Genomic DNA, 23,333 nt, shown 5'->3' with positions numbered 1-23,333 from the left:
CGTCGGGCGGGATGGGCCGTGCGGGTGGTTGTGCGCGGCCGGTCCGGTGGTGCGGGGCTGCCGCGGCGCACGGCCGGGCGACTGATGAGTCATGACGAAGGATCAGTTGTTCACCCGGCGTCGCGTCCTGCTCGCCGGTGCCGCGTCGGCCACCGCGGCGGGCACCGTCGCGGCCCTTTCGGCGGGACTCGGGGACGCCCCGCCCCCGCCGCCCGTCGCCGCGCCGGGGGCCCCGGCCGCCCGCCCGCTCGACCCCTCCGCCTTCCGCCTGGCGCCCTCCACCGGCTACGGCGCCCCCCGCGCGGAGCCCGGGCGGACCGCCGTGCGCAGCGAACCGATCCTGCGGGTCACGGGCCGGGGCCGCACCATGATGCTCACCTTCGACGACGGCCCCGACCCCCGCTACACCCCCGAGATCCTCGACACCCTGGCCGAGCACCGGGTGCGGGCCACCTTCTTCGTGTGCGGGGAGATGGCCGAGTGGAACCGGGACCTGCTGGCCCGGATGGCCGACGAGGGCCATGTGGTGGGCAACCACACCTGGTCCCACCCCCTGCTCACCGGGCTCACCCGGCGCCGCGTCCAGAGCGAGATGGAGCGCACCAGCGAGATCGTGGAGAAGGCCTACGGCGAACCGCCCCGCTGGTTCCGCGCCCCCTACGGGGCCTGGAACCGCACCGTCTTCCGGATCGGCGCCGACCTCGGAATGGAACCGCTCGCCTGGACCGTCGACACCCTGGACTGGACCGCCCCCGGCACCGGCACCATCGTCGGCCGGGTCGCGGACGGCGCCGCCCCCGGCGTCGTGGTGCTCTCGCACGACGCCGGGGGCGACCGCTCGCAGAGCGTCCACGCCCTGCGCGCCTATCTGCCCGCGCTGCTGGACTCCGGCTACCAGCTCACCGTTCCCCGGCGGCAGTGGGTCTGAGCGGAACCGGGCGCCCGCCCGGCCGGGGCCGGTTCAGCGGACCTCGACCAGGCGGGCGAAGGCGACGACGTTCCCCTCGTAGCCGTTCTGCTTGGTGAAACCGCCGCCGCAGGTGATCACCCGCAATTCGGGCGCCCCCTTGGAGGCGTAGACCCGGTCGCCGGGGAAGTCGTCCTTCTCGAACACCTCGATGCCGTAGATCTCGAACACCGCTGTCTTCCCGTCCTGCCGGCCGACCTCGACCCGGTTCCCCTTCTTGAGCGCGCCGAGACCGTAGAAGACGGCGGGCCCCTGCTGGTTGTCGACATGGCCCACGACGACCGCCGTGCCCTTCTCCCCGGGGGCGACCGCGCCGGTGAACCAGCCGGCCAGGTTGGGGTCCTCGGGGGGCGGCGCGCCGACCCAGCCGTCCGCGTCCAGACCCACCGGCATGACGGGGGCGTCGACCTGGATGGCGGGGATCCTGACCTGGTTCGGCACCGCGTAGGGCAGCGGAGCGGGCCCCTTGACCGCGGGGTCGCCCGGGGTGGCCCGGGTGTCCGCGGCGGCGGCCGAGGCGGGCTGCGGCGGGCCCACGTCGAACTCCCCCGAACCGTTGCGGATGAGCGCGAGTCCGGTCAGCAGGACCAGCGCTATCACGCCCCAGGGAGCGCGCCTCCGTCGCGGCTCCTCCGCTTCGGCCCATTCGGACGCAGACATTCGCCTTCCCCTCTCGACCCGGCCGCCGCCCGGTCGTTTCCGCGCATACGAGAACGCTAAGGGCGGTGCGGTCCACCGGCGACGGGGCGGCGGCGAACGGGTGGCGCGATCACCCGGCGGCGCGTCCCGCGGAATTCCCGGACGGGAAATGCCTGACACTCCGTGACCTGCGGTGATATACGGCGTCGCGGCGCGGTCCCCGGAATGCCGCTCACCAGGACGGACCAGCGCCGAAATGCGTCCCGGCGCGCGGCAACTGAGGGTCTTTCCGGGAGGCGCTTTCTCGCCGATCGACCGGGGAAACGGGCCCCGGGGCGCCTTCCGCGGAGGATGACATGCGAAAGTCTCGTGCCCTGGCGGCGGCCGGAGCCGCCGTCGCCGTACTCGGACTGGGGGCCCCGGCGGCCACCGCCGGCGGCGACCACAACGAACCGAGCAACATCGTCGCCATGCCCAGTGTGATCGCCCGCGGCGGCCAGATGACCGTCACGGTCGACGGCTGCCCCCAGGGCGGCACGATGACCTCGGACGCCTTCCGGACGACCCATCTGACCCCGGTCCGGGGCGCCAACGAGACGTCCAAGGGCACCGCGACCATCAACGACGACGCCCGCCCGGGGTCGTACGACATCACGGTCAACTGCTCGGGCCGCACCCTGACCCGGCCGGCCGCCTTCACCGTCATCGGAGGGGTGCGCGGCGGCCTCGGCGGCGGCAGCAGCACCGGGGCGACGCCGACCGACATGGCCATCGGCGGCGGGCTCGTGGCCGCGGCCCTGGCCGGGGGCGGTCTGTTCTGGATGCGGCGCCGGGCCGAGCGGCGGATCTGACCCGGCCGCCGCCGGTGCGCGGGGCCCGCCTCCGGTGAGGCGGGCCCGTCGTCGTGCCCGCCCCCGGTGAGGCGGGACCGCCGTCCGTGGGGCGGGTTCATCGTCCGTGGGGCGGGTTCGTCGTCGTGCCCGCCTTCCGCTCCCGGCCGCGGCGCGCCACGCCGGAGTCCCGTTCCTCCCCGTTCCCGGGCCCCGCCGCCCGTTCCCCGTCCGCCGCGGCGCGCGGGCGTCCGGACGCGGACAGGGCTCCGCCCCGGAACCGGCCGAGGGCTCCGGGGCGGAGGGCGATGGGGCGGGGGGCCGCTGGGCGCGAGCGCGCGGGGAGGAGGGGACCGGGCGGGAAGGTCCCGGGGCGGGGTCCGCCGCTTGGGCGAGGCGTCGCTGGAGCGCGGGGGACGCGTGCCAGGACGGCCGGGTGGCTGCGCGTGAGGGCGTCAGCCGTGCCGTCCGCCCGCCTCGGTGGCGGAGCGGCGGCGGGCGAAGTGGTAGGCCGTGCCGACCGCCCCCGCGATCAGCGCCGCGCCGATCCCGATCCGCTGGAGGTCGAAGCCGCCGGCGCTGCCGCCCTCGCCCGCGCGCACCGGGCCGGGGTGACGGGTGTGGTGACCGCCGCCCGCGATGGTCAGACGCGTGGTGCCGGTGCGCCCGTCGCAGGTGAACGCGACCTGGTAGACCGCGCCGGGCTCCGCCTCGCGGTCCACCACCGCCGTCGCCGTGGACTGCCGGCGGGGGATGGTGACCGTGTCGAAGACCGGTGAGGAGACGGTGACCCGGCTCTCGCAGCGGCCGTCCTCGCGGTCGACCCGCAGCGTGACCGTGCCGCCCGGGGCGACGGTGGAGGGCTGGACGCTGAAGCCGAACGGCGTGATGCCGCCGACGACGGCCCCGGCGGGGGCGCAGGCGGCGAGGACGCCGGCACCCAGCAGTGCGGCCGAGGCCACGGGTATCGCGCGCATGGTGAATCCTCCGGGACCCGGGGTGCGGCGGCGGACCTGTTCCGCTCGCGCCTGGAACGCACCCCGATGACCGAAACGCTAGGAAGACGCGCGGCGCGGCGCGATCGCTGTCGCCCGAACGGGGCAGACGGGTGCGCCGCACGGGCGACGGCGGCCGGGGCCCGGTCGCCCGTGGGGGCCGCCGCCCGCCATCGGCGGGTGCCGCTCGCACACGGGCCGCCCGTGCGGGCCGCGTCCGTGCGGTCCGTCCGCCGGGGCCGCGTCCCGGGCGGGCCTGCCGTGTGGGCGGCCCGCCGGTCGCCCGCCGGTCCTCCGCCCCGTCAGCGCCCGGCGTCCGGGAAGAAGGTGAGGAACGGCTCGGTCGAGGCCGCCAGCCCCCGGCTGTAGGGCGCGTCGAAGTCCCAGATCAGGAAGAGCAGGAAGGCGATCAGCGCCGAGAAGAGCCCGGCGAGGACCATCTCCCGGGCGGTGCGCCGGATCTGGAGGGCGAAGACCATGCCGATGGTGATGACGGCCCCGGCGATCAGCCCCACCCAGACGATCCCCGGCATGGTCGGGCCCGTCGAGTCCGCGCGGGAGGCCCGGGCCTGGTCGGCGGCGGCCACCTGGTCCAGGAGCGGCTGGTAGGCCTGGGCCTCGAAGTCCGTCCTCGGCTCGTAGTCGGTGACGTCGGCGCGGACGCGCGCGAAGAGTTCGGTGCCGCGCTCGGTGACCTGCTCCTCGTCGGCCATGGACTTCCACTCGGTGGTCACCACGTGTCCGACATAGGCGTTGACATCGTTCCGGATGCGGTCGCGGACCTCGGGAGGATAGACGCGGACCCGCTCGGAGATCTCGTGCAGCGCGACGGCCTCGGCCTGGACGTGGTCCTCGGCGGCGCTGCGGGCCTCCCAGACGCCCGCGATGGCCAGGCCCAGCACGATGGCGTACACCACACCGATCCACATCGTCATGTACTCGATGACGTCCGGTGTCTCGGTGATGTCCTCGTCCGCGGACGCCGTGCGGTCCCGGATGAGGGTGATCGCGAGCACGACGGCGCAGGCGGCCGCCACCGCGAGGGTGAGAACAAGCCATTCCGGCAAGGGGAGCCTCCAGGGATCAGCGCGCGCGCAGCGCGGCGACGGCGACCACCGCGGGCACCGTGATGAGCAGGACGAAGACGATGGGCGACGTGGCCCCGCCGCGGGACCCCTGGGAGGGCCGGGCCGCGGTGCGGTGTCGCGGGTAGCGCACCGGCGACGGCGAGACCTGCGGCAGGGGCGTGGCCGCCGGAGGAGCGGGCGGCGGGGGTGCCGCCGGGGCCGGCGGGGTGATGCCGGGCGGCGGTGCCGGGGCCGGGCCGATCGCGGGCGGCAGCGCGGGCACCGCGGACGCGGACGGGGTGCCGGGCGGTGGTGCCGGGGGCTCCGGCGCGGGCGGCGACGTGGGCGCGGGCGTTGGGGAGGGCGCGGGCGTGGGGGTCGGCGAGGGTGGTGCGGGGGAAGGGGACGGCGTGGGGGTGGGTGTCGGAGTCGGCGTGGGGGTGGGTGTCGGCGTGGGGGTCGGTGTCGGTGTGGGAGTCGGCGTGGGCGTGGGCGTCGGAGTCGGAGTCGGCGTGGGCGTCGGCGTGGGTGTCGGGGTCGGGCAGTGATGGTGGGGCGGCGGGTGGTGGCCCGCGACCGCCACCGCTTCGATGCCGCCCGGTCCCGTCGACGCGTGCGCGCAGGAGTGTGCCCGCGCGGGGGCCGAGGGCGCCGCCGCGAGGGCGAACGTCAGCGTCAGGAAGGCCAACACCCTTCCGGCACAGGCGGATCGGGTCGGTTCGGGTGCATGCACGTCGCAGATCATGAAGCGTCCTGAGCACAGTTCACGACGCAGTGCCAAAGAATTGCCTCGAACGAGGTACATGACGGAATGGCGAGTTGACATGCGAGTCATGATCTGAAATTGGCCGGTGGGCGTGGGTCCACCTTGCCCCGTCGCGGGCGCGGACCGTCGCGCTCTTGGGCGTGGTGGACCGGCGATCCGTCAGCAATGGGCATTTCCAGGGGGGTTGTTCATCAATCGGGCATTGTGCCCTGTCTCGTCCCCCATGTCCCCAGTGTTCGCATTCCGGACGCCGGTGAGCCGTGCGCCGCGCTCTCGGGCGCCACCGGGACGTCAACCGCACGCCGTCCGCCCGCGGCGTGTCTCCCGCGTCTCCCGCGCCGTCCCTCGGCGCCCCGCTCCGTGGTCCCGTCCCCGCTGTCGCGGCGTGGCGTCGTCCTGCGGGCCGCCGTTCCGGGTGGAGTCGCGCGCTCCCGTCCCCGTGCGCCGCCCCCCGCGCACCCGGATGGCTGGAAATCATCCCTCCGTGCCCCGTTTTCCCGGAGCGGGAGCGGTCCCATTTCTCGTGCTTTGGCGTGCCCTGTGAATTGGCACGTGCCCCGGGCAGTGACCGGGAACGGATGGTCAATTTCCGTTTGGGCTCGCTCCTTTGGCGGCCGGTCAGTAGCCTTCGCTCGAACACCGGATCGCCCCCAGCCATGGAGAGACAGATGGAGCGTCCCGCCTGGGCACCACGGAACATCGACATCTCGGTGCCGAGCGTGTCCCGCATCTACGACTTCTACCTGGGCGGTTCGCACAACTTCGAGGTCGACAGGGAGGCCGCGCGCAGCGCCATGGAGTACATACCGGGGCTGCCGAAGATCATGCAGGCGAACCGCGCGTTCATGCGCCGCGCCGTGCGCCACGTGATGGACGAGGGCATCGACCAGTTCATCGACATCGGGTCGGGCATCCCGACCTTCGGCAACGTCCACGAGGTGGCCCAGGGCATCCGGCCCGGGGCCCGCGTGCTGTACGTCGACCACGACCCGGTGGCGGTCGCGCACAGCCAGGCGGTGCTGGCGGACAACGGGAACGCGGAGGTGGTCGCCGCCGATCTGCTGCGGCCCCGGGAGATCCTCTCCAGCCCCGAAGCGCGGCGGCTGATCGACCTGAATCGGCCGGTCGCCCTGCTGCTCGTTGCCATACTGCACTTCGTGGAGGACAAGGACGACCCGTACGCGGCGGTGGCCCGGCTGGGCCACGCGCTCGCACCCGGCAGCATGCTGGTGCTCACCCACGCCTCGTACGAGGGCATTCCGCTGCCCGCCGAGCGGGCCGGAGGCGCGGTGGACGTGTACCGGCGCATCCGCAATCCACTGATCATGCGTTCGCGCGCCGAGGTCGCGCGGTTCTTCGAGGGGTACGACATGGTGGAACCGGGTCTGGTTCCGATGCCGCTCTGGCGGCCCGAGACGGAGCCGGACGACGAGGACCCGTACGCGTTCTCCGGTTTCGCCGGCGTGGGACGCGCCGCGTGAGCGGGGAGCCCGGCGGGGCGGAGGACAGACTGCGCCGGTTCGCGACGATCTGGAGCCGGGCCGTGTATCCGGTGACATCGACGTCATCGACCCGACCCGAGTTCCAGGAGCAACTGCTGCCGCTGGCACGCCGGCTGAGCGAGGTGCTGCGGGCGCGCGGCTTCGACGGGCGGGAGGCGAGGGCGGTCGGCGCCGCGCTGGTCGACGCGCACTGCACCGATCCCGACGCGCTCGCCCGCACCCTGGACTGCGTCGACGCCTATCTGGTGCTGTACTGCGGCGAGGGCGGCGACGCCGAGGCGCTGCGCGCCCGCTCGGCCCGCCTCCAGCACGCCATGGCCGCCGGATTCGCCGGGGCGCTGCGCGCCCGCACCCTGGGCGAGCAGGAGTCCATCGCCCGGGCCGCCCTGACGGCGCAGGGCGTGGTGGCCCAGGCGCTGCACGCCAGCGAGGCCCGCTTCCGCGCGGTCTTCGAGGGCGCGGCCATAGGCATCGGCATCGCCGATCTGGACGGCAGGGTCCTCCAGGTCAACGGTGCCCTGACGCGCATGTTCGGGCTGACCGACCCCTCGATGCGCAGCCGGAACGTGATGGAGTGGACGCATCCCGACGACGCCCCGCAGACCTGGCGACTCTACGAGGAGCTGGTGCGCGGCGAACGCGAGGCGTACCGCTGCGAGAAGGCGTTCTACCGGCCCGACGGCACGGTCCTCTGGACCAATCTGACGGTCTCCCTGCTCCGCGACGCCGACGGCGCCCCGCAGTACCAGCTGGCGCTGATGGAGGACACCACCGAGCGTCGGCTGCTCAACCTGCGGCTGCGCTACGAGGCCACGCACGACGCCCTGACCGGGCTGCCCAACAGGAGCTTCTTCTTCGAGCGCCTGGACAAGGCCGTCAACGCGGGCCCGGGCCAGCGGTTCGGCCTGTGCTACCTGGACCTCGACGGCTTCAAGACCGTCAACGACAGCCTCGGCCACGCGGCCGGGGACCGGCTGCTGGTCGAGGTGGCGGACCGGCTGCAGTCCTGTGCCACCGCGCCCGGCGAGATGGTGGCCCGGCTCGGCGGTGACGAGTTCGTCGCGCTGACCACCGGCCCGGACACCGGGCGCGAGGTCGACGAGCTGGCCGGACGCATCATGAACGCGCTGCTCGCCCCCATCAGCATCGACGGGCGGGAGCTGACCGTGCGCGGCAGCATCGGCATCGTCGAGGGACCGGCGGGCGAGCGCAGCCCCGCGGAGGTGCTGCGCAGCGCGGACATCACCATGTACCGGGCCAAGTCGGCGGGCGGCAACCGCTTCGAGCTGGCGGACCCCGAGGCCGACGCCCGCGCCATCACCCGGCACGGTCTGACCACCGCTCTCCCGGCGGCCCTGGAGCGGGGCGAGTTCTTCATCGAGTACCAGCCGCTGGTCCACCTCGGGGACGGCAGCGTGCGGGGCGCCGAGGCGCTGGTGCGGTGGCTGCACCCGCAGCACGGGGTGCTGGGCCCGGACCGGTTCATCCCGCTCGCCGAGCGCACCGGGCTGATCGTCCCGCTCGGCCGCTGGGTGCTGGAGCAGTCCGTCGGCCAGGCCCGGGCCTGGCGCGAGCGGTACGGCGGCCCCGCTGCGCATCAACGTCAACCTCTCGCCCTGCCAGTTGCAGCATCCGCGGCTGGTCCAGGAAACCGTGGAGATCCTGGAGCGGGCCGGGGTGGCACCCGACGCGCTCTGCCTGGAGGTGACCGAGTCGGCGCTCATCGGCGCGGACGACGACCTGCTCAACCCGCTGCGGCGGCTGGCCGACATGGGCATCGACATCGCCCTGGACGACTTCGGCACGGGCTACTCCAACCTGGCCAATCTGCGCCGGCTGCCGGTGAGCGTCCTCAAGCTGGACCGCTCCTTCACCCAGGGCATGCAGCGCTTCCCCGCCGACCCCGTCGACCTCAAGATCGTGGAGGGGATCGTCGCCCTGGCGCACAGCCTGGACCTCGCGGTCACCGTCGAGGGTGTGGAGACCGGTGCCCAGGCGGAGCAACTGCGCCTGCTGGGCTGCGACACGGCGCAGGGCTGGTACTACGCGCGTCCGGGCCCGCCGGACCGCCTGCACGAGCTGGCGCTGGTGGACGCGGCGAGGTGAGGCGCCGGGGGAGCGCGGCGGGGCCGGCCGGGGCGCCGTGGCGCGGCGGGGGAGTCCGGCGGACGGACGGCGGGTGCCGGTGCCCCGACGGCGGGGCACCGGGAAAGCCGGTGGCGCAACCGCCGGGCCGTCGGTGATCCTGTGCGGATGACCGAGGAATCCGTCGCCGCGGCCGTCGCCGCCGAACTGCGTCTCCTGGACCCGGCGGTGCGCGGCTCCCGCGCACTCGTCGCCGCGCTGCTGGACCCGGAGTTCACCGAGGTCGGCTCCTCCGGCCGGCGCCACACCTACGCCGACACGGTCGCCTCGCTGCCCGACCACCCGGGCGGCCCGGGGGACGACGCGGTGTACGAGCCGTCCGGCCTCACCGGTGTCCTGCTCGCCCCGGGGCTGGTGCAGCTCAGCTACGAGACCCTTCTCGCCGGGCAGCGGGCCCGCCGCACCTCCCTGTGGCGCTGGGACGACGGCACGGGCTCCTGGTGGATGTACTACCACCAGGGCACACCGGTGCCCCCGGGCATTCCCTGACCCGCGCCCCGCCGGTCACCACCGGGGCCGGGACCGCACCGGCCGGCGGCGGGGCACCGGGCGGGGCCGGCGCCTTCCGCGCTCCGGCTTCCGCCCGGGGCCCCGGGCGTCCGCGCCCCTCAGCGCTGGAGCAGCATCCGCTGGAGCTCCCGCGCGGCCCGGGGCGGGTCCACGTCGCTGCGGTGGGCCAGGGCGATGGTGCGGTGCAGGTCCGGGCCGGACAGCGGGGTGACGCGCAGGCCGAGGCCCGGCCGGGTGGCGACCATGCGGGGCACCACGGCCACGCCGAGACCCGCCCGGACGAAGTTCAGCACCGCGTCCATCTCCCCGCCCTCCACCGCGAAGTCCGGTTCGAAGCCCTCGGCGCGGCACGCGGCCACGGTCAGCTCCCGCAGGTCGTACCCGTGCCGGAACATCACCAGCCGCTCGCCCTCCAGATCGGCGATCCGCACCGCCTCCCGTCCACCGCCCGGCGGGGGTGCCTGTGCCGAGGAGACCACCACCAGGTCCTCCCGCAGCAGCTCCACCGTGGTCAGCGCCGGGGAGGCGGTCGGCAGCGGCAGCACGACCAGCGCCAGATCGAGCGCCCCGCGCGCCAGCTCCCGCACCAGGTCGAGCGAGCCGCCCTCCTCGATCAGCAGCCGGATGCCCGGATACCGGTCGTGGAAGGCCCGCAGCACGTCGGGCAGCAGCCCCGTGCACAGGCTCGGCGTCGCGCCGAGGCGGACCCGGCCGCGCCGGAGCTGCGCCAGCTCCATCACCTCGTGGCGGGCCGTGTCCGCGTCGGCCAGGATGCGCCGGGCCAGCGGCAGCAGCGCCTCACCGGCGTCCGTCAGGGTGATGTTGCCCCGCGCCCGCCGGAACAGGTCCGCCCCCAGCTCCCGCTCCAGCGCCTTGATCTGCTGCGAGAGCGAGGGCTGCGCCACATGGACCGACTCCGCCGCCCGCGTGAAGTGCCGGGTCTCGGCGACCGCCACGAAGTACAGGAGCTGCTGGAACTGCATACCGCCAGCATACGCGTTCGATAGTCAAGCACTATGGAAACCAGGCGCACCATGTCTTGGACCGATCGGGCCCCGTGGCCGTAGCGTCCCGTGACATGGCTCTGGCAACGCGGACGGGCCGACGGCCGTCCATGGCGCGCACGGTGTGGGACTCGACCGTCGGCAAGAAGACGGTGATGGCGGTCAGCGGGCTCGTCATGCTGCTCTACCTGGTCGCCCACATGATCGGCAACCTGAAGATCTTCTTCGGCAGCGGCGAGTTCAACGCCTACGCGCACTGGCTGCGCACCATCGGCGGACCGGTCATGCACGAGGAGTGGACGCTCTGGCTGATCCGGGTGGTCCTCGTGGCCGCCGTCGTCGCCCACGCCGTCTCGGCCTACCAGCTCAGCCGCCGCGACATCCGCGCCCGGCCGACCCCGTACGCGCACCGCAGGCGCCGGGCGAGCTACGCGACCCGCACCATGCGCTGGGGCGGGATCATCCTCGGCCTGTTCATCGTCTGGCACCTGCTGGACCTGACCACCGGCACGGTGCACTCCGGCGGCTTCGAGTCCGGCAAGCCCTACCAGAACGTGGTGGACACCTTCTCCACCTGGTACGGGAACGTCATCTACCTCGTGGCGATGCTCGCCGTCGGCCTGCACATCCGGCACGGCTTCTGGAGCGCCGCCCAGACCCTCGGCGTCGGCAGCCGCTCCCGCGACCGGGCCCTCAAGGCCGCCGCCAACGTCCTCGCACTGCTGCTCACGGCCGGCTTCATCGCCGTCCCCGTGGGCGTCATGACCGGAGTGGTGAGCTGACCATGACCTCCTACGCCTCCTACACGACCGGTGAGCCGGTCGCCGACACCAAGGCCCCCTCCGGCCCCGTCCACGAGCGCTGGGACACCCGCCGCTTCGAGGCCCGGCTGGTCAACCCGGCCAACCGGCGCAAGCAGACCGTCATCGTCGTCGGAACGGGTCTCGCGGGCGGCTCCGCCGGGGCCACCCTCGCCGAACAGGGCTACCGCGTCGTCCAGTTCTGCTACCAGGACTCCCCGCGCCGCGCCCACTCCATCGCCGCCCAGGGCGGCATCAACGCCGCGAAGAACTACCGCAACGACGGCGACTCCGTCCAGCGGCTGTTCTACGACACCGTCAAGGGCGGCGACTTCCGCTCCCGCGAGTCCAACGTGCACCGGCTGGCCCAGGTCTCCGTCGAGATCATCGACCAGTGCGTCGCCCAGGGCGTGCCCTTCGCCCGCGAGTACGGCGGCCTGCTCGACACCCGCTCCTTCGGCGGCGTCCAGGTCTCCCGCACCTTCTACGCCCGCGGCCAGACCGGCCAGCAACTGCTGCTCGGCGCCTACCAGGCGCTCAGCCGGCAGATCGCCGCGGGGACCGTCGAGATGCACCCGCGCACCGAGATGCTCGACCTGATCGTCGTGGACGGCAGGGCCCGCGGCATCGTCGCCCGCGATCTGGTCACCGGGCGGATCGACACCCACTTCGCCGACGCCGTGGTCCTGGCCACCGGCGGCTACGGCAACGTCTTCTACCTGTCGACCAACGCCATGAACTCCAACGCCACCGCCGTGTGGCGGGCGCACCGGCGCGGCGCCTACTTCGCCAACCCCTGCTTCACCCAGATCCATCCGACCTGCATCCCGCGCACCGGCGACCACCAGTCCAAGCTGACGCTGATGAGCGAGTCGCTGCGCAACGACGGCCGGATCTGGGTGCCGAGGGCCAAGGGCGACGACCGGCCGCCGAACGAGATCCCCGAGGACGAGCGCGACTACTACCTGGAGCGGATCTACCCGTCCTTCGGCAACCTCGTCCCCCGCGACATCGCCTCCCGCGCCGCCAAGAACGTCTGCGACGAGGGCCGGGGCGTGGGCCCCGGCGGCCAGGGCGTCTACCTGGACTTCGCGGACGCCATCCGCCGGATGGGCCGCGCCGCCGTCGAGGCCAAGTACGGCAACCTCTTCGACATGTACCAGCGGATCACCGACGAGGACCCCTACCGGGTGCCCATGCGGATCTATCCCGCGGTGCACTACACGATGGGCGGCCTCTGGGTCGACTACGACCTCCAGACCACGGTCCCCGGCCTGTTCGCCGTCGGGGAGGCCAACTTCTCCGACCACGGGGCCAACCGGCTCGGCGCCTCCGCGCTGATGCAGGGCCTCGCGGACGGCTACTTCGTCCTGCCCGCCACCATCAACGACTACCTCGCCCGCAACCCGCACCGGGACGAGGTCGACGCCGGACACCCCGCGGTCCGGGAGGTCCTGGCCGAGACCGAGGAGCGGCTGGAGCGGCTGCTGGCCGCCGACGGCGACCGCACCCCCGACTCCTTCCACCGGGAACTGGGCGAACTCATGTGGGAGCTGTGCGGCATGGCCCGCACCGAGCGGGGACTGCGCGAGGCGCTGGAGCGCATCCCCCGTATCCGCGAGGAGTTCTGGCGGCGCGTCAAGGTGCCCGGCACCGGCCAGGAGTTCAACCAGTCGCTGGAGAAGGCCAACCGCGTCGTCGACTACCTGGAGCTGGCCGAGCTGATGTGCCTCGACGCACTGCACCGCTCCGAGTCCTGCGGCGGTCACTTCCGCGAGGAGTCCCAGACCCCCGACGGCGAGGCCGCCCGCAAGGACGACGAGTTCGGCTACGCCGCCGCCTGGGAGTTCACCGGCACCGGCACGGCCCCCACCCTGCACAAGGAAGACCTGGTCTTCGAGTACGTCCACCCCACCCAGCGGAGCTACGCATGAGGCTCACCCTGCGCGTCTGGCGGCAGAAGAACGCCGATGCCGAAGGCACCATGTCCACGTACGAGGTGGACGGCATCTCGCCGGACATGTCCTTCCTGGAGATGCTCGACACCCTCAACGAGGAGCTGATCGTCAAGGGCGACGACCCGGTCGCCTTCGACCACGACTGCCGCGAGGGCATCTGCGGCGCCTGCTCGCTGGTCATCAACGGCGACGCGCACGGACCCGAGCGAACCACCACCTGCCAGCTCCACATGCGCTCCTTCCGGGACGGCGACACCATCGACGTCGAACCCTGGCGGGCGGCGGCCTTCCCGGTGGTCAAGGACCTCGTCGTGGACCGCTCGGCCCTCGACCGGATCATCCAGGCCGGCGGCTACATCAGCGTCCCCACCGGCGCCGCGCCCGAGGCCCACGCGACGCCGGTGCCCAAGCCGGACGCCGATCTCGCCTTCGAGCACGCCGAGTGCATCGGCTGCGGTGCCTGCGTGGCCGCCTGCCCCAACGGCGCGGCCATGCTCTTCACCTCGGCGAAGATCAACCATCTCAACGTCCTGCCCCAGGGCGCGCCCGAGCGCGGGACGCGGGTGCTGGACATGGTGGCCCGGATGGACGAGGAGGGCTTCGGCGGCTGCACGCTCACCGGCGAGTGCGCCACCGCCTGCCCCAAGGGCATCCCGCTCATGTCCATCACCGGTATGAACCGGGAGTGGCTGCGCGCGGCCCGCGGGGGTGCGGGCCGCTAGGGTCTTTCGTCTGGATCGGGCCGGATCAGGGTGCGGTGCCGGGGCCCGCGAGCCCGGCATGATCCGAACGAGAGGCCCCAACCGTACGGCGGCCCCGCCCGGGGCCGCCCGACCGACGTTCGCCGACAGGTGCGGACGGACGGGGCCGGGGGAGGTGCTCTCCCCGGCCCCGTCTCGCTTTCCGGCCCACTGGGCGACCGGGCCGTTCCCCGCACCCCGGCGACTGGGCGGACCGGGCCGTTCCCCGCCCCGCCGCGCGGACCGAGCCCCGCGCGCAGTCCCCGCGCACCCGCGCACCCGGCGGCGCCGAGCACCCGCGCACCGCGCGGGGCCGGATCACTTCCGTGTGACGCCGGGGCGGCGGCCCGGCTCCTGGCATTCAGCAACCCCACACCCGCTCTCCCGGCGCCGGTCACGCGCAGGACAGCCCGCACCGGAAGAACTGAGGCGGCCGGACTTTGCGGCCGCCCACCGGGGCCCCGGCCCCCGCCCCCGCGACCAGGAGAGCATCCATGAGCGGTGTCCTGACCGTCGACCGTCCCACGCGGCCCGCCGCGCCCCTCCACTACACCGTCGGCCTCGCCCGCGACGAGGCGGACGTACGGGCCGCGCAGCGCCTGCGGCACGAGGTGTTCGCCGGTGAGATGGGCGCCCTGCTGCCGAGCCCCGAACCCGGCCTCGACATCGACCCGTTCGACGCCCACTGCGACCACCTGCTCGTCCGCGAGGAGACCACCGGGCAGGTGGTCGGCACCTACCGGCTGCTGCCGCCGGAGCGCGCCGCAGTCGCCGGGCGCCTCTACGCGGAGAACGAGTTCGACCTGAGCGCGCTCGGCCCGGTCCGGTCCACGATGGTCGAGGTCGGCCGCTCCTGCGTCCACCCCGATCACCGCGACGGCGCCGTCATCGGCCTCATATGGGCCGGGCTGGCCCGCTACATGACCGAGCGCGGCCACACCTGGCTGGCGGGCTGCTGCTCCCTCCCGCTCGCCGACGGTGGCGCCCTGGCCGCCGCCACCTGGGAGCGGGTGCGCGAGCGGCACCTCGCCCCCGAGGAGTACCGGGTGCGGCCCCTGCTGCCCTGGGCACCGCGCGGCGCCGCCCCCGCCGGGGCCCGCCCGCCCCTGCCCGCGCTGCTGCGCGGCTACCTCCGGCTCGGCGCCTGGGTGTGCGGGGAGCCCGCCCACGACGCCGACTTCGGCGTCGCCGACCTCTATGTGCTGCTGCGGATGGACCGCGTGGACCCCCGCTATCTGCGCCACTTCCTCTCGCTGATCCCGGCCCGATGAACGCCCCGGCCGTCCCCGGCACGCCGGCCGTCCCCGGCCCTCTCACCCTCTCCGGCCCGGCCGCCGCTCCCCTCGCTCCCGTTCCCGCCCTCGCGCCCGTTCCCACCACCCGGCCGCCGGCGAACGCCTGGCTGCCGACCGCGCCCTGCACCCCCGCCGCCTGCCTGGGGCCGCCACGGGGCCCGGCTGCCGTGCCGCGCGGGGTGCTGCGGCTCGCGGCGCTCGCCGCGCTGCTGGCCGCCGGGTCCGCGCTGTCGCCGTTCGCCCGGTGGCTCCCGGCCGCCCCGGTGCGGCGCTGGTGCCGGTGGACGGTACGGGCGGCCGGGGTCCGGGTCCGGATCACGGGCTCAGCCCCGTCCGGCGGTGGGCTGCTGCTCGTCGCCGACCACGTGTCCTGGCTGGACATCCCGCTGCTGGCCGCCGTGCGCCCGGCCCGGATGCTGGCCAAGAGCGAGATCCGGCGCTGGCCGGTGGCCGGGTGGCTCGCCGAGCGCGGCGGCGCCCTCTTCATCGACCGGGACCGGCTGCGGACCCTGCCCGCCACCGTCGCCGTGATCGCCGGGCAGTTGCGCGCGGGCGGCGCCGTCGCGGTCTTCCCCGAGGGCAGCACCTGGTGCGGCGGTGCCCGGGGCCGCTTCCGCCGGGCCGCCTTCCAGGCCGCCCTGGACGCCGGGGCCGCCGTCCAGCCGGTCCGCGTCCGCTACCGGGACGGCGGCGCGGCGCCGGGCACCGCGGCCGCCTTCATCGGGGAGGACTCCCTGTTCGCCTCCGTGTGGCGGGTGGTCACCGCCCGCCGCCTCATCGCCGAGGTGGAGGTGTGCCCCGTGATCCCGCCCGGCCGCCACCCGGACCGCCGCTCCCTCGCCCTGGCCGCCCGGCCGCCGGACCCCGAGGTGCCGGTGGGGCGCCACACATCGCCCGGGGAGCGGTGAGCGAGGGAAAGCGCCACCGAAAAGTACGTGCCTTTTGTGGCGTTTATTCCGTTTTCGACCTTCCGAAGCGGACAGACGGAGTGGAGGGACTCCGGAAGGAGGGTGATGGCAGATGATCACCCGTGAACAACTCGCCAACGTCCTGGACCACCCGGTCTACGACGGGGACGGGAACAAGATCGGCGACGCCAAGCACGTGTTCTTCGACGACATGACCGGACGCCCGGAATGGGTGAGCGTCAGGACCGGGATGTTCGGCACCAGCGAGTCGTTCGTCCCCATCCGCGACGCCGCGCTGGTGCGGGACCACCTTGAGGTCCCGTACGGCAAGGAGCAGGTCAAGGGCGCGCCCGATGTCGACGTCGACGCGGGCGGCCATCTGTCGGAGGGCGAGGAACACCGGCTCTACGACTACTACGGCATCAACTGGAGCAGCGTCCTCACCGAGGCCGAACGCACCGACCCCGACAGCGACACCACCACCGGGACCGGCACCGGGACCATGGGCACCGGCACCGCGGGCGCCGCGGCCACCGGACCCGCCGACACCACCGGCATGACCACCGCCTCCGGCACGGCGGGCGCCGCCGGGGCCACCGGGGCGGCGGGCATCGCCGGCCACCGGACCGGTACGGACCGGGACACCGCGGAACGCGCCGGCACCCGCGCGGACGAGGCCATGACCCGCTCGGAGGAGCGGATGCACATCGGCGTCGAACGCCGCGAGTCCGGCCGGGCCCGGATCCGCAAGTACGTCGTCACGGAAGACGTCGAGCAGACCGTCCCCGTGCGCCACGAGGAGGTCCATGTGGAGCGCGAGCCGATCACCGACGCCAACCGCGACGCGGCGATGGCCGGACCGGAGATCGGCGAGGCCGAGCACGAGATCACCCTCCACGAGGAGCACACCTTCGTGGAGACCGAGGCCGTGCCCATGGAACGGGTCCGGCTGACCACCGAGGAGCACATCGAGAACGAGACGGTCCACGGCCAGGTCCGCAAGGAGCGGATCGAGGTCGAGGGCGTCGTCGAGGAGGACGAGGAGACGCGGCCGGACCGCGGATGACCAAGGCGCCGTGCCAACGCGGGCGGGCGCCGGTGCGGTGTCACCGGCGCCCGCCCGCGTCCTCGCCGTACAGTGCCGCACCCGCGTCCTCGCCGTACAGGGCCGCCGCCAGATGGGGCGCCGTCGCGCTGCCCGCGGCCCGCGCCACCTCGGCCGGGGTGCCCTCGGCCACGATCCGGCCGCCCGCGTCCCCGCCGCCCGGCCCAAGGTCGATCACCCGGTCCGCGCCCGCCACCACCGCCATGTCGTGCTCCACCACGACCACCGTGTGCCCGGCGTCCACCAGACCGTGCAACTGCCGCATCAGCACCGCCGTGTCGGCGGGGTGCAGACCGGTCGTCGGCTCGTCCAGCAGGTACAGGGTGTGCCCGCGCCGTCCCCGTTGCAGCTCGGTGGCGAGCTTGATGCGCTGCGCCTCCCCGCCCGACAGCTCGGTGGCCGGCTGGCCGAGCCGCAGATAGCCCAGCCCCACGTCCAGCAGCGCCGTCAGGGCGCGCCCGGCGGCCGGGGTGTCCGCGAAGAACTCCGCCGCCTCCTCCACCGTCAGGTCCAGTACCTGGGCGATGTTCCGCCCCCGGTGGGTGACCCGCAGCGTCTTCGGGTCGTAGCGCGCCCCGCCGCAGTCCGGGCAGGGCGCGTAGGTGCTCGGCAGGAAGAGCAGCTCGACGCTGACGAACCCCTCGCCCTGGCACGTCCCGCACCGTCCGCCGGCCACGTTGAAGGAGAACCGGCCCACGCCGTACCCCCGGCGGCGGGCCTCGTCCGTCCCCGCGAACACCTTTCGCACCACGTCGAACAGGCCCGTGTACGTGGCCAGGTTGGAGCGCGGGGTGCGGCCGATCGGCCGCTGGTCGACCCGGACCAGCCGCCCCACCCCGGGCAGCTCCTCCGTGACCTCCGCGACCAGCGTCGACTTCCCCGAGCCGGACACCCCGGTCACCGCCGTGAGCACCCCCAGCGGGAACTCGGCGGTCACCCCGCGCAGGTTGTGCCGGGTCACCGGGCCGACGCGCACCGAGCCGCGCGGCACCCGCGCCGCCCGCTCCGGTGCCGGGGAGCGGTCGAAGAGGTACCGGGCCGTCGCCGACGCCCCGGCCCCGGCCAGCCCCTCCACCGGCCCGCTGTACAGCACCCGCCCGCCGTGCTCGCCCGCCCCGGGCCCGACGTCCACGATCCAGTCGGCCTCCCGCACCACCGCGAGCTGGTGCTCCACCACGAACACCGAGTTGCCCGCCGCCTTCAGCCGCTCCAGCACCGTCAGCAGCGCCCGGGTGTCCGCCGGGTGCAGCCCCGCCGACGGCTCGTCGAGGACGTACACCACCCCGAACAGCCCCGACCGCAACTGGGTGGCCAGCCGCAGCCGTTGCAGCTCGCCCGCCGACAGGGTCGGCGTGGCCCGGTCGAGGCTCAGATAGCCGAGGCCCAGCTCCGTCACCGGCGCGATCCGGGCGGTCAGGTCCTCGGTGAGCACCCCCGCCGCCCCCTCGCCGCCCGGCAGCGCCCCGGCCAGCTCGGTCAGCGGCAGCGCCGCCAGCTCCGCGATGGTCCGCCCGCCGACGGTCACGGCCAGGGCCTCGGCGCGTAGCCTGCTGCCCCCGCACACCGGGCACGGATCGCTGGTCAGGAAGCGCTCAGCCCTGGCCCGCAGGGTGGCGCTCCGCGAGTCCGCGAACGTCTTGAGCACATACCGTCGGGCGCTCATGTACGTGCCCTGGTAGGGCCGTTGGATGCGGCCCGCCTCGCGCACGGGATGCACCGTGACGACCGGCTGCTCGTCGGTGAACAGGATCCACGCGCGCTCCTCGGCGGGCAGTTCCCGCCAGGGGCGGTCCACGTCGTGGCCGAGCGCGTCGAGGACGTCCCGCAGGTTCTTCCCCTGCCAGGCGCCCGGCCACGCGGCGATGGCACCCTCGCGGATCGACAGCGACGGGTCCGGGACCAGCAGGTCCTCGGTGGTGCGGTGCACCAGGCCCAGCCCGTGGCACTCGGGGCACGCCCCGGCCGCCGTGTTGGGAGAGAAGGCGTCGGAGTCCAGCCGCTCGGCGCCCGGCGGATAGGTGCCGGCCCGGGAGAACAGCATCCGCAGGGAGTTGGACAGATGGGTGACCGTGCCCACCGAGGAACGGGCGGTCGGCGCCGCCCGCCGCTGCTGCAGCGACACGGCGGGCGGCAGACCGGTGATCTCCGCCACCTTCGGTGCTCCCACCTGGTGGATCAGACGGCGGGCGTAGGGCGCCACCGACTCGAAGTACCGCCGCTGCGCCTCCGCGTAGACGGTGCCGAAGGCCAGCGAGGACTTGCCCGAGCCGGACACCCCCGTGAACACCGCCACCACGTCCCGGGGGACGTCCACGTCCACGCCCCTCAGGTTGTGCTCACGGGCGCCGCGGACACGGACGTACGGGTCGTGGGTGCTGTGCATCGCGGAGGGCTCCGTACGGTCGTCGGCCGCGCGGGCCGGGGGAGGGGGACGGGGTGCGGGGGAGGAGGAACGGGGGAGGCGGGCGGCGGGCTGTGGAAGCGGCGGACGGCGGGGCCGGAGGGACGGGGTGTCGGCGCGGCCGGGGACAAACCCCGCGATTCTACGCCCCTGGGGCCGCCGTTCCGATGCCGGTGACCCGGGCGAGCCGCCGGTAGGAGTCCAGCAGCGCCGCCCGGTCGTGGGTGCTCGTGGTGACCAGCACCTCCTGCGCGCCCGTCTCCGCCACCAGCGCCTCCAGCTCCCGCGCCACCTCCTCCTCGGTGCCCGCGACATGGCCGCGCAGCCCGGCGGTGTACAGCTCGCGCTCCCGGGCGGTCGTCACCCGGGCCTCCACTTCCCCGGCCGGGGGCAGCGGCGGGAAGGTGCCCCGGGTGCGGGCCATCGCCATCGACCACGCCTCCGGGAGCAGCAGCCGCCGGGCCTCCTTTGCGGTGGCGGCCACGGCGACGGTGCCGGAGACGACGACATACGGCTCCGCGCTCCACCGGGAGGGACGGAACCCGGCCCGGTAGCGGTCGATGCCCCGGCGCATCCGGTCCCGGTCCCGCAGGTCCCCGATGACCAGCGGAAGCCCGGCACGGGCCGCGACGGCGGCGCCCTCGCCCATGGCCAGCACGAACGGGGGCACCGTCAGGCCCTCGGCGGGGCGGGCGCGCACACCGGTCGGCGAGGTGCCGAGGAACCAGCCGAGCAGCTCCGCCACCTGCTCCTCGAAGGCGTCGGCCTCGCCCTTGCCCCGGCCCAGCGCCCGGCGCACCCCGTCGGTGAAGCCCACCGAGCGGCCCAGGCCCATGTCGATCCGCCCCGGGAACAGGGCCTCCAGCACCCCGAACTGCTCGGCCACCACCAGCGGACGGTGGTTGGGCAGCATCACGCCGCCGGTGCCGACCCGGATGGAGTGCGTCGCCCCGGCCACCGCGGCGGCCAGCACCGTCGGCGCCGAACCCGCCACGCCGGGCACCCCGTGGTGCTCGGACACCCAGAACCGGTGGTAGCCCAGCCGTTCCGCCTCCCGGGCCAGGCGCACCGTGTCGCGCAGCGCCTCGGCGGCGGTGCGTCCCTCGCGGACGCGGGAGCGGTCGAGTACGGAGAAACGGGTCGTCGCCATCGGGGTGCTCACACTCCGTTCAACACCCCGGGGGCGCGAGGATTCCCCGGGAACGGTTCCGTCCCGTCCGCGCCGCCCGCCGTACCCGCCCGGCCCGGACGGGTGCTCACCACCCGTGCGCTGCCGGACCGGTCCCGCCCCCTGCCCCGTCCCCCCCCCCGGCCGGACCGGGCCCCGGCGAAGGGGCCGGGCGCGGGCCCCGCGCCCGGCGGCCGGGTCCACAGGATCAGGGCCTAGGCTGGGAGGGTGACCGAGAGCAGCAGGAGCGGCGGCCGGCGCCCCCTGGCCGTCTTCGACCTGGACAACACCCTCGCCGGCACCGCGCACCGGCAGCGGTTCCTGGAGCGGCGGCCCCGCGACTGGGACGCCTTCTTCGCGGCGGCGCCGCACGATCCACCGCTGGCCCCGGGCGTCGCCCTGGCGCGCGCCGAGGCCGGGGAGTGCGAGGTCGTCTACCTGACCGGGCGGCCCGAGCGCTGCCGTCGCGACACCCTCGACTGGCTGGCCGCCCACGGCCTGCCCGAGGGAACGGTGCACATGCGCCGCGACGGCGACCGGCGGCCCGCCCGGCGGACCAAGCTGGAGATCCTGCGGCGGCTCGCCCGCACCCGGGACGTCCGGGTCCTCGTGGACGACGACGAACTGGTGTGCGCGGACGCCCGCGGGGCCGGCTTCACCGTCGTCCACGCCGACTGGGCGGCCGGCTCGGGCGAACTGAGGGACGCCCAGGAACGGCAGGGCCGCACATGACGCCCCCGGCCGTCCGCTCCCGCCCGTCCGGGCGCGCGGGTCAGTCCGAGCCCTCCAGGCGGAAGCCCACCTTGAGGCCGACCTGCCAGTGCGCGACCCGCCCCTCCTCGATCTGGCCGCGCACCTGGGTCACCTCGAACCAGTCCAGGTTCCTTACGGTGTGCGAGGCCCGCGCGATACCGTTACGCACGGCCTGATCGACGCCGTCCGGTGAGGTGCCGACGATCTCGGTGACCCGGTAGGTGTGGTTCGACATGGTGGTGTTCCTTCCGTCCCGACGGGGATGTCGTCTATGTCGGCTTGTGTCATGTGTCACTCCACCGTGCCCCAACTCGTGGTGGAGCGCGAGGCGTCGGAGCTGTGCAGTGGTTCACCCCTTGACCTCCGCATTCGTCCATACCAAAATCCCATTCACCCGTGCGAGTCTCCGGCTCGTTCCCCCACGTCGGGTCTCCCCACGCGTGCGCCGGACGCCCTGTCCGCCACCTGCTCGACCAGAAGGACCCTTCGTGAGACGTCGTCGCCTCCTCGCCCTTGCCTGCGTGTCCGCCACCCTGCTGAGCGGCTGCAGCCTGTTGTCCTCGGACGACGGAGACGGACGGCGCACCGTCACGGTGTGGCTGATGAAGAGCAGCGCCTCCGACGACTTCCTGAAGCGCTTCACCGAGGACTTCGAGAAGACCCACTCCGATCTCGACCTGGACATACGCATCCAGGAGTGGACCGGCATCGGCGAGAAGGTGCAGACCGCCCTGAAGTCCGACGGCGGCGCCGAGCAGCCCGACGTCATCGAGGTCGGCAACACCCAGGTGCCCCAGTACGCCGAGGGGGGCAAGCTGGAGGACCTGACGCTGGAGTCGATGCGCGACTGGGGCATCCGCGACTGGCTGCCCGGTCTCGCGGAGCCCGGCGAGTACATGTCCCAGCAGTTCGGCATCCCGTGGTACGCGGCCAACCGGGTCATCATCTACCGCAAGGACCTGTTCAAGGAGGCCGGGATCACCTCGCCGCCGCGCACCCGCGAGGAGTGGATCACCGCCACCGAGAAGCTGAACCAGGGCGGCGCGCAGGGCATCTACCTCGCCGGACAGGACTGGTACACGCTCTCCGGGTTCATCTGGGACGAGGGCGGGGAGCTGGCCACCGGCTCCGGCGGCGCCTGGACGGGCGCGCTGGACAGCGAGGAGGCCCTGCGCGGCATGGAGTTCTACCAGCGGCTCCAGAAGCTGGGCAACGGCCCCGTGGACGCCGACGAGGAGCACCCGCCGCAGTCCGGCGTGTTCGCCAAGGGCCGGGTCGCGCAGATCATCTCGGTGCCGGGTCTGGCCACGACCATCCTGCGCGAGAACCCCGACCTCAAGGACAAGCTGGGCTTCTTCCCCGTGCCGGGCAAGACCGCCGACAAGCCCGGGGCCGTGTTCACCGGCGGCTCCGACCTCGTCGTCCCGCAGAACACCGACAACCGCGACGGCGCCATCGCGGTCATCGAGGCGCTGGCCGGGTCCAAGTGGAACACCGAGCTGGCCCGCACCATGAACTACGTGCCCAACAAGAAGTCCCTGGCCGCCGATGTCGCGGGCGAGGAGGGCGTGGAGGCCATGGCCGCCGGAGCCGCCCAGGGCCGGGCGACCCCGAGCACCCCGCGGTGGGGCGCCGTCGAGGGCGACAACCCCATCAAGGCGTACATGACCAAGGTGCTCAACGGCGCCGACGCGCAGACGTCGGCCAAGGAAGCGTCCCGGCGGGTCACCGAACTCCTGGACCCCAACACCCGCTGACCCCCCGGCACCCACCGCCCCCG

The 23,333-nt window shown here is 74.1% G+C and carries 20 protein-coding genes and 1 pseudogene; 13 read left to right on the top strand and 8 right to left on the bottom strand.

Translation table 11 applies throughout. The annotated features are described in order from the left end of the window. Nucleotides 1-91: 91 nt before the first annotated feature. Nucleotides 92-928: a polysaccharide deacetylase family protein gene (locus GTY84_RS26685; protein ID WP_202551789.1), complete on the top strand. Its 837-nt coding sequence runs from the start codon at nt 92-94 to the stop codon at nt 926-928. A 33-nt stretch (nt 929-961) separates the two neighbouring features. Here GTY84_RS26685 and GTY84_RS26680 read toward each other — a convergent pair whose 3' ends face one another. Then, nucleotides 962-1,627 (bottom strand): class F sortase, encoded by a 666-nt coding sequence (locus tag GTY84_RS26680; protein ID WP_161228944.1) that lies wholly within the window; start codon nt 1,625-1,627, stop codon nt 962-964. Between the two features lie 335 nt (nt 1,628-1,962). On the opposite strand from GTY84_RS26680, the gene GTY84_RS26675 reads away from it, so the two are divergent. Continuing rightward, nucleotides 1,963-2,457, top strand: coding sequence for a hypothetical protein (locus GTY84_RS26675; RefSeq protein WP_161228943.1), 495 nt, complete (start codon nt 1,963-1,965; stop codon nt 2,455-2,457). Nucleotides 2,458-2,891: 434 nt separating this feature from the next. Here GTY84_RS26675 and GTY84_RS26670 read toward each other — a convergent pair whose 3' ends face one another. From GTY84_RS26670 to GTY84_RS34775, 3 genes are all read right to left on the bottom strand, one after another. Continuing rightward, nucleotides 2,892-3,413, bottom strand: coding sequence for a hypothetical protein (locus GTY84_RS26670; RefSeq protein ID WP_161228942.1), 522 nt, complete (start codon nt 3,411-3,413; stop codon nt 2,892-2,894). 320 nt (nt 3,414-3,733) lie between these two features. Next, nucleotides 3,734-4,498 carry a DUF4239 domain-containing protein gene (locus GTY84_RS26665; protein WP_202551783.1) on the bottom strand — a complete coding sequence of 255 codons (765 nt, stop codon included), beginning with the start codon at nt 4,496-4,498 and terminating at the stop codon, nt 3,734-3,736. Between the two features lie 16 nt (nt 4,499-4,514). Beyond that, nucleotides 4,515-4,649, bottom strand: a complete 135-nt coding sequence (locus GTY84_RS34775; protein WP_272919287.1) for a hypothetical protein — start codon at nt 4,647-4,649, stop codon at nt 4,515-4,517. Between the two features lie 1,283 nt (nt 4,650-5,932). On the opposite strand from GTY84_RS34775, the gene GTY84_RS26655 reads away from it, so the two are divergent. From GTY84_RS26655 to GTY84_RS26645, 3 genes and pseudogenes are all read left to right on the top strand, one after another. Next, nucleotides 5,933-6,745, top strand: a complete 813-nt coding sequence (locus tag GTY84_RS26655) for an SAM-dependent methyltransferase (protein WP_161228941.1) — start codon at nt 5,933-5,935, stop codon at nt 6,743-6,745. After that, a pseudogene (locus GTY84_RS26650) lies at nt 6,742-8,872 on the top strand (EAL domain-containing protein). The gene GTY84_RS26655 and the pseudogene GTY84_RS26650 overlap by 4 nt, the downstream one beginning before the upstream one ends. Nucleotides 8,873-9,019: 147 nt before the next feature. Continuing rightward, complete coding sequence (locus tag GTY84_RS26645; RefSeq protein ID WP_161228940.1) at nt 9,020-9,400, top strand: nuclear transport factor 2 family protein; 381 nt, start codon at nt 9,020-9,022, stop codon at nt 9,398-9,400. Between the two features lie 119 nt (nt 9,401-9,519). Here the strand turns inward: GTY84_RS26645 and GTY84_RS26640 are convergent, their stop codons facing one another. After that, the gene (locus GTY84_RS26640) at nt 9,520-10,404 is read right to left on the bottom strand and encodes a LysR substrate-binding domain-containing protein (RefSeq protein ID WP_161228939.1); all 885 of its coding nucleotides are present in this window, start codon (nt 10,402-10,404) and stop codon (nt 9,520-9,522) included. Nucleotides 10,405-10,499: 95 nt separating this feature from the next. On the opposite strand from GTY84_RS26640, the gene GTY84_RS26635 reads away from it, so the two are divergent. From GTY84_RS26635 to GTY84_RS26610, 6 genes are all read left to right on the top strand, one after another. Further along, nucleotides 10,500-11,207, top strand: a complete 708-nt coding sequence (locus GTY84_RS26635) for a succinate dehydrogenase (protein WP_161228938.1) — start codon at nt 10,500-10,502, stop codon at nt 11,205-11,207. Nucleotides 11,208-11,209: 2 nt separating this feature from the next. Beyond that, nucleotides 11,210-13,159 (top strand): fumarate reductase/succinate dehydrogenase flavoprotein subunit, encoded by a 1,950-nt coding sequence (locus GTY84_RS26630; protein ID WP_161228937.1) that lies wholly within the window; start codon nt 11,210-11,212, stop codon nt 13,157-13,159. Beyond that, entirely contained in the window at nt 13,156-13,905 is a 750-nt protein-coding gene (locus tag GTY84_RS26625; protein WP_161228936.1) for a succinate dehydrogenase/fumarate reductase iron-sulfur subunit, read from the top strand. The genes GTY84_RS26630 and GTY84_RS26625 overlap by 4 nt, the downstream gene beginning before the upstream one ends. A 512-nt stretch (nt 13,906-14,417) precedes the next feature. Further along, nucleotides 14,418-15,194 carry a GNAT family N-acetyltransferase gene (locus tag GTY84_RS26620; protein ID WP_161228935.1) on the top strand — a complete coding sequence of 259 codons (777 nt, stop codon included), beginning with the start codon at nt 14,418-14,420 and terminating at the stop codon, nt 15,192-15,194. Next, nucleotides 15,191-16,126: a lysophospholipid acyltransferase family protein gene (locus tag GTY84_RS26615; protein ID WP_161228934.1), complete on the top strand. Its 936-nt coding sequence runs from the start codon at nt 15,191-15,193 to the stop codon at nt 16,124-16,126. The genes GTY84_RS26620 and GTY84_RS26615 overlap by 4 nt, the downstream gene beginning before the upstream one ends. Before the next feature lie 112 nt (nt 16,127-16,238). Beyond that, nucleotides 16,239-17,192, top strand: coding sequence for a PRC and DUF2382 domain-containing protein (locus tag GTY84_RS26610; RefSeq protein ID WP_161228933.1), 954 nt, complete (start codon nt 16,239-16,241; stop codon nt 17,190-17,192). A gap of 40 nt (nt 17,193-17,232) precedes the next feature. On the opposite strand, the gene GTY84_RS26605 is transcribed toward GTY84_RS26610, so the two are convergent. Continuing rightward, nucleotides 17,233-19,614, bottom strand: coding sequence for an excinuclease ABC subunit UvrA (locus tag GTY84_RS26605; RefSeq protein WP_161228932.1), 2,382 nt, complete (start codon nt 19,612-19,614; stop codon nt 17,233-17,235). 160 nt (nt 19,615-19,774) lie between these two features. Beyond that, nucleotides 19,775-20,794, bottom strand: coding sequence for an LLM class flavin-dependent oxidoreductase (locus GTY84_RS26600; protein WP_161228931.1), 1,020 nt, complete (start codon nt 20,792-20,794; stop codon nt 19,775-19,777). A 234-nt stretch (nt 20,795-21,028) separates the two neighbouring features. On the opposite strand from GTY84_RS26600, the gene GTY84_RS26595 reads away from it, so the two are divergent. Then, nucleotides 21,029-21,532 carry a hypothetical protein gene (locus GTY84_RS26595; protein ID WP_161228930.1) on the top strand — a complete coding sequence of 168 codons (504 nt, stop codon included), beginning with the start codon at nt 21,029-21,031 and terminating at the stop codon, nt 21,530-21,532. A 40-nt stretch (nt 21,533-21,572) separates the two neighbouring features. Here the strand turns inward: GTY84_RS26595 and GTY84_RS26590 are convergent, their stop codons facing one another. After that, nucleotides 21,573-21,788, bottom strand: a complete 216-nt coding sequence (locus GTY84_RS26590) for a dodecin (RefSeq protein WP_161228929.1) — start codon at nt 21,786-21,788, stop codon at nt 21,573-21,575. A gap of 286 nt (nt 21,789-22,074) precedes the next feature. Here GTY84_RS26590 and GTY84_RS26585 point away from each other — a divergent pair, with 286 nt between their 5' ends. Further along, entirely contained in the window at nt 22,075-23,310 is a 1,236-nt protein-coding gene (locus tag GTY84_RS26585; RefSeq protein WP_345943538.1) for an extracellular solute-binding protein, read from the top strand. The last annotated feature ends 23 nt before the right edge of the window (nt 23,311-23,333 follow it).

It is taken from the genome of Streptomyces sp. SID8352 (genome assembly GCF_009862265.1).
Lineage (GTDB): Bacteria > Actinomycetota > Actinomycetes > Streptomycetales > Streptomycetaceae > Streptomyces.
The sequence above is the reverse complement of the archived record's forward strand: the minus strand, read 5'-3'. Positions and strand labels throughout refer to the sequence as shown.

What these genes read in the sequence shown, in the direction of transcription:
- GTY84_RS26685 (WP_202551789.1), top strand. Translation starts at nt 92, where the DNA reads ATGACGAAGGATCAGTTGTTCACCCGGCGTCGCGTCCTGCTCGCCGGT.
- GTY84_RS26680 (WP_161228944.1), bottom strand. Translation starts at nt 1,627, where the DNA reads ATGTCTGCGTCCGAATGGGCCGAAGCGGAGGAGCCGCGACGGAGGCGC.
- GTY84_RS26675 (WP_161228943.1), top strand. Translation starts at nt 1,963, where the DNA reads ATGCGAAAGTCTCGTGCCCTGGCGGCGGCCGGAGCCGCCGTCGCCGTA.
- GTY84_RS26670 (WP_161228942.1), bottom strand. Translation starts at nt 3,413, where the DNA reads ATGCGCGCGATACCCGTGGCCTCGGCCGCACTGCTGGGTGCCGGCGTC.
- GTY84_RS26655 (WP_161228941.1), top strand. Translation starts at nt 5,933, where the DNA reads ATGGAGCGTCCCGCCTGGGCACCACGGAACATCGACATCTCGGTGCCG.
- GTY84_RS26645 (WP_161228940.1), top strand. Translation starts at nt 9,020, where the DNA reads ATGACCGAGGAATCCGTCGCCGCGGCCGTCGCCGCCGAACTGCGTCTC.
- GTY84_RS26640 (WP_161228939.1), bottom strand. Translation starts at nt 10,404, where the DNA reads ATGCAGTTCCAGCAGCTCCTGTACTTCGTGGCGGTCGCCGAGACCCGG.
- GTY84_RS26635 (WP_161228938.1), top strand. Translation starts at nt 10,500, where the DNA reads ATGGCTCTGGCAACGCGGACGGGCCGACGGCCGTCCATGGCGCGCACG.
- GTY84_RS26630 (WP_161228937.1), top strand. Translation starts at nt 11,210, where the DNA reads ATGACCTCCTACGCCTCCTACACGACCGGTGAGCCGGTCGCCGACACC.
- GTY84_RS26625 (WP_161228936.1), top strand. Translation starts at nt 13,156, where the DNA reads ATGAGGCTCACCCTGCGCGTCTGGCGGCAGAAGAACGCCGATGCCGAA.
- GTY84_RS26620 (WP_161228935.1), top strand. Translation starts at nt 14,418, where the DNA reads ATGAGCGGTGTCCTGACCGTCGACCGTCCCACGCGGCCCGCCGCGCCC.
- GTY84_RS26615 (WP_161228934.1), top strand. Translation starts at nt 15,191, where the DNA reads ATGAACGCCCCGGCCGTCCCCGGCACGCCGGCCGTCCCCGGCCCTCTC.
- GTY84_RS26610 (WP_161228933.1), top strand. Translation starts at nt 16,239, where the DNA reads ATGATCACCCGTGAACAACTCGCCAACGTCCTGGACCACCCGGTCTAC.
- GTY84_RS26605 (WP_161228932.1), bottom strand. Translation starts at nt 19,614, where the DNA reads ATGCACAGCACCCACGACCCGTACGTCCGTGTCCGCGGCGCCCGTGAG.
- GTY84_RS26590 (WP_161228929.1), bottom strand. Translation starts at nt 21,788, where the DNA reads ATGTCGAACCACACCTACCGGGTCACCGAGATCGTCGGCACCTCACCG.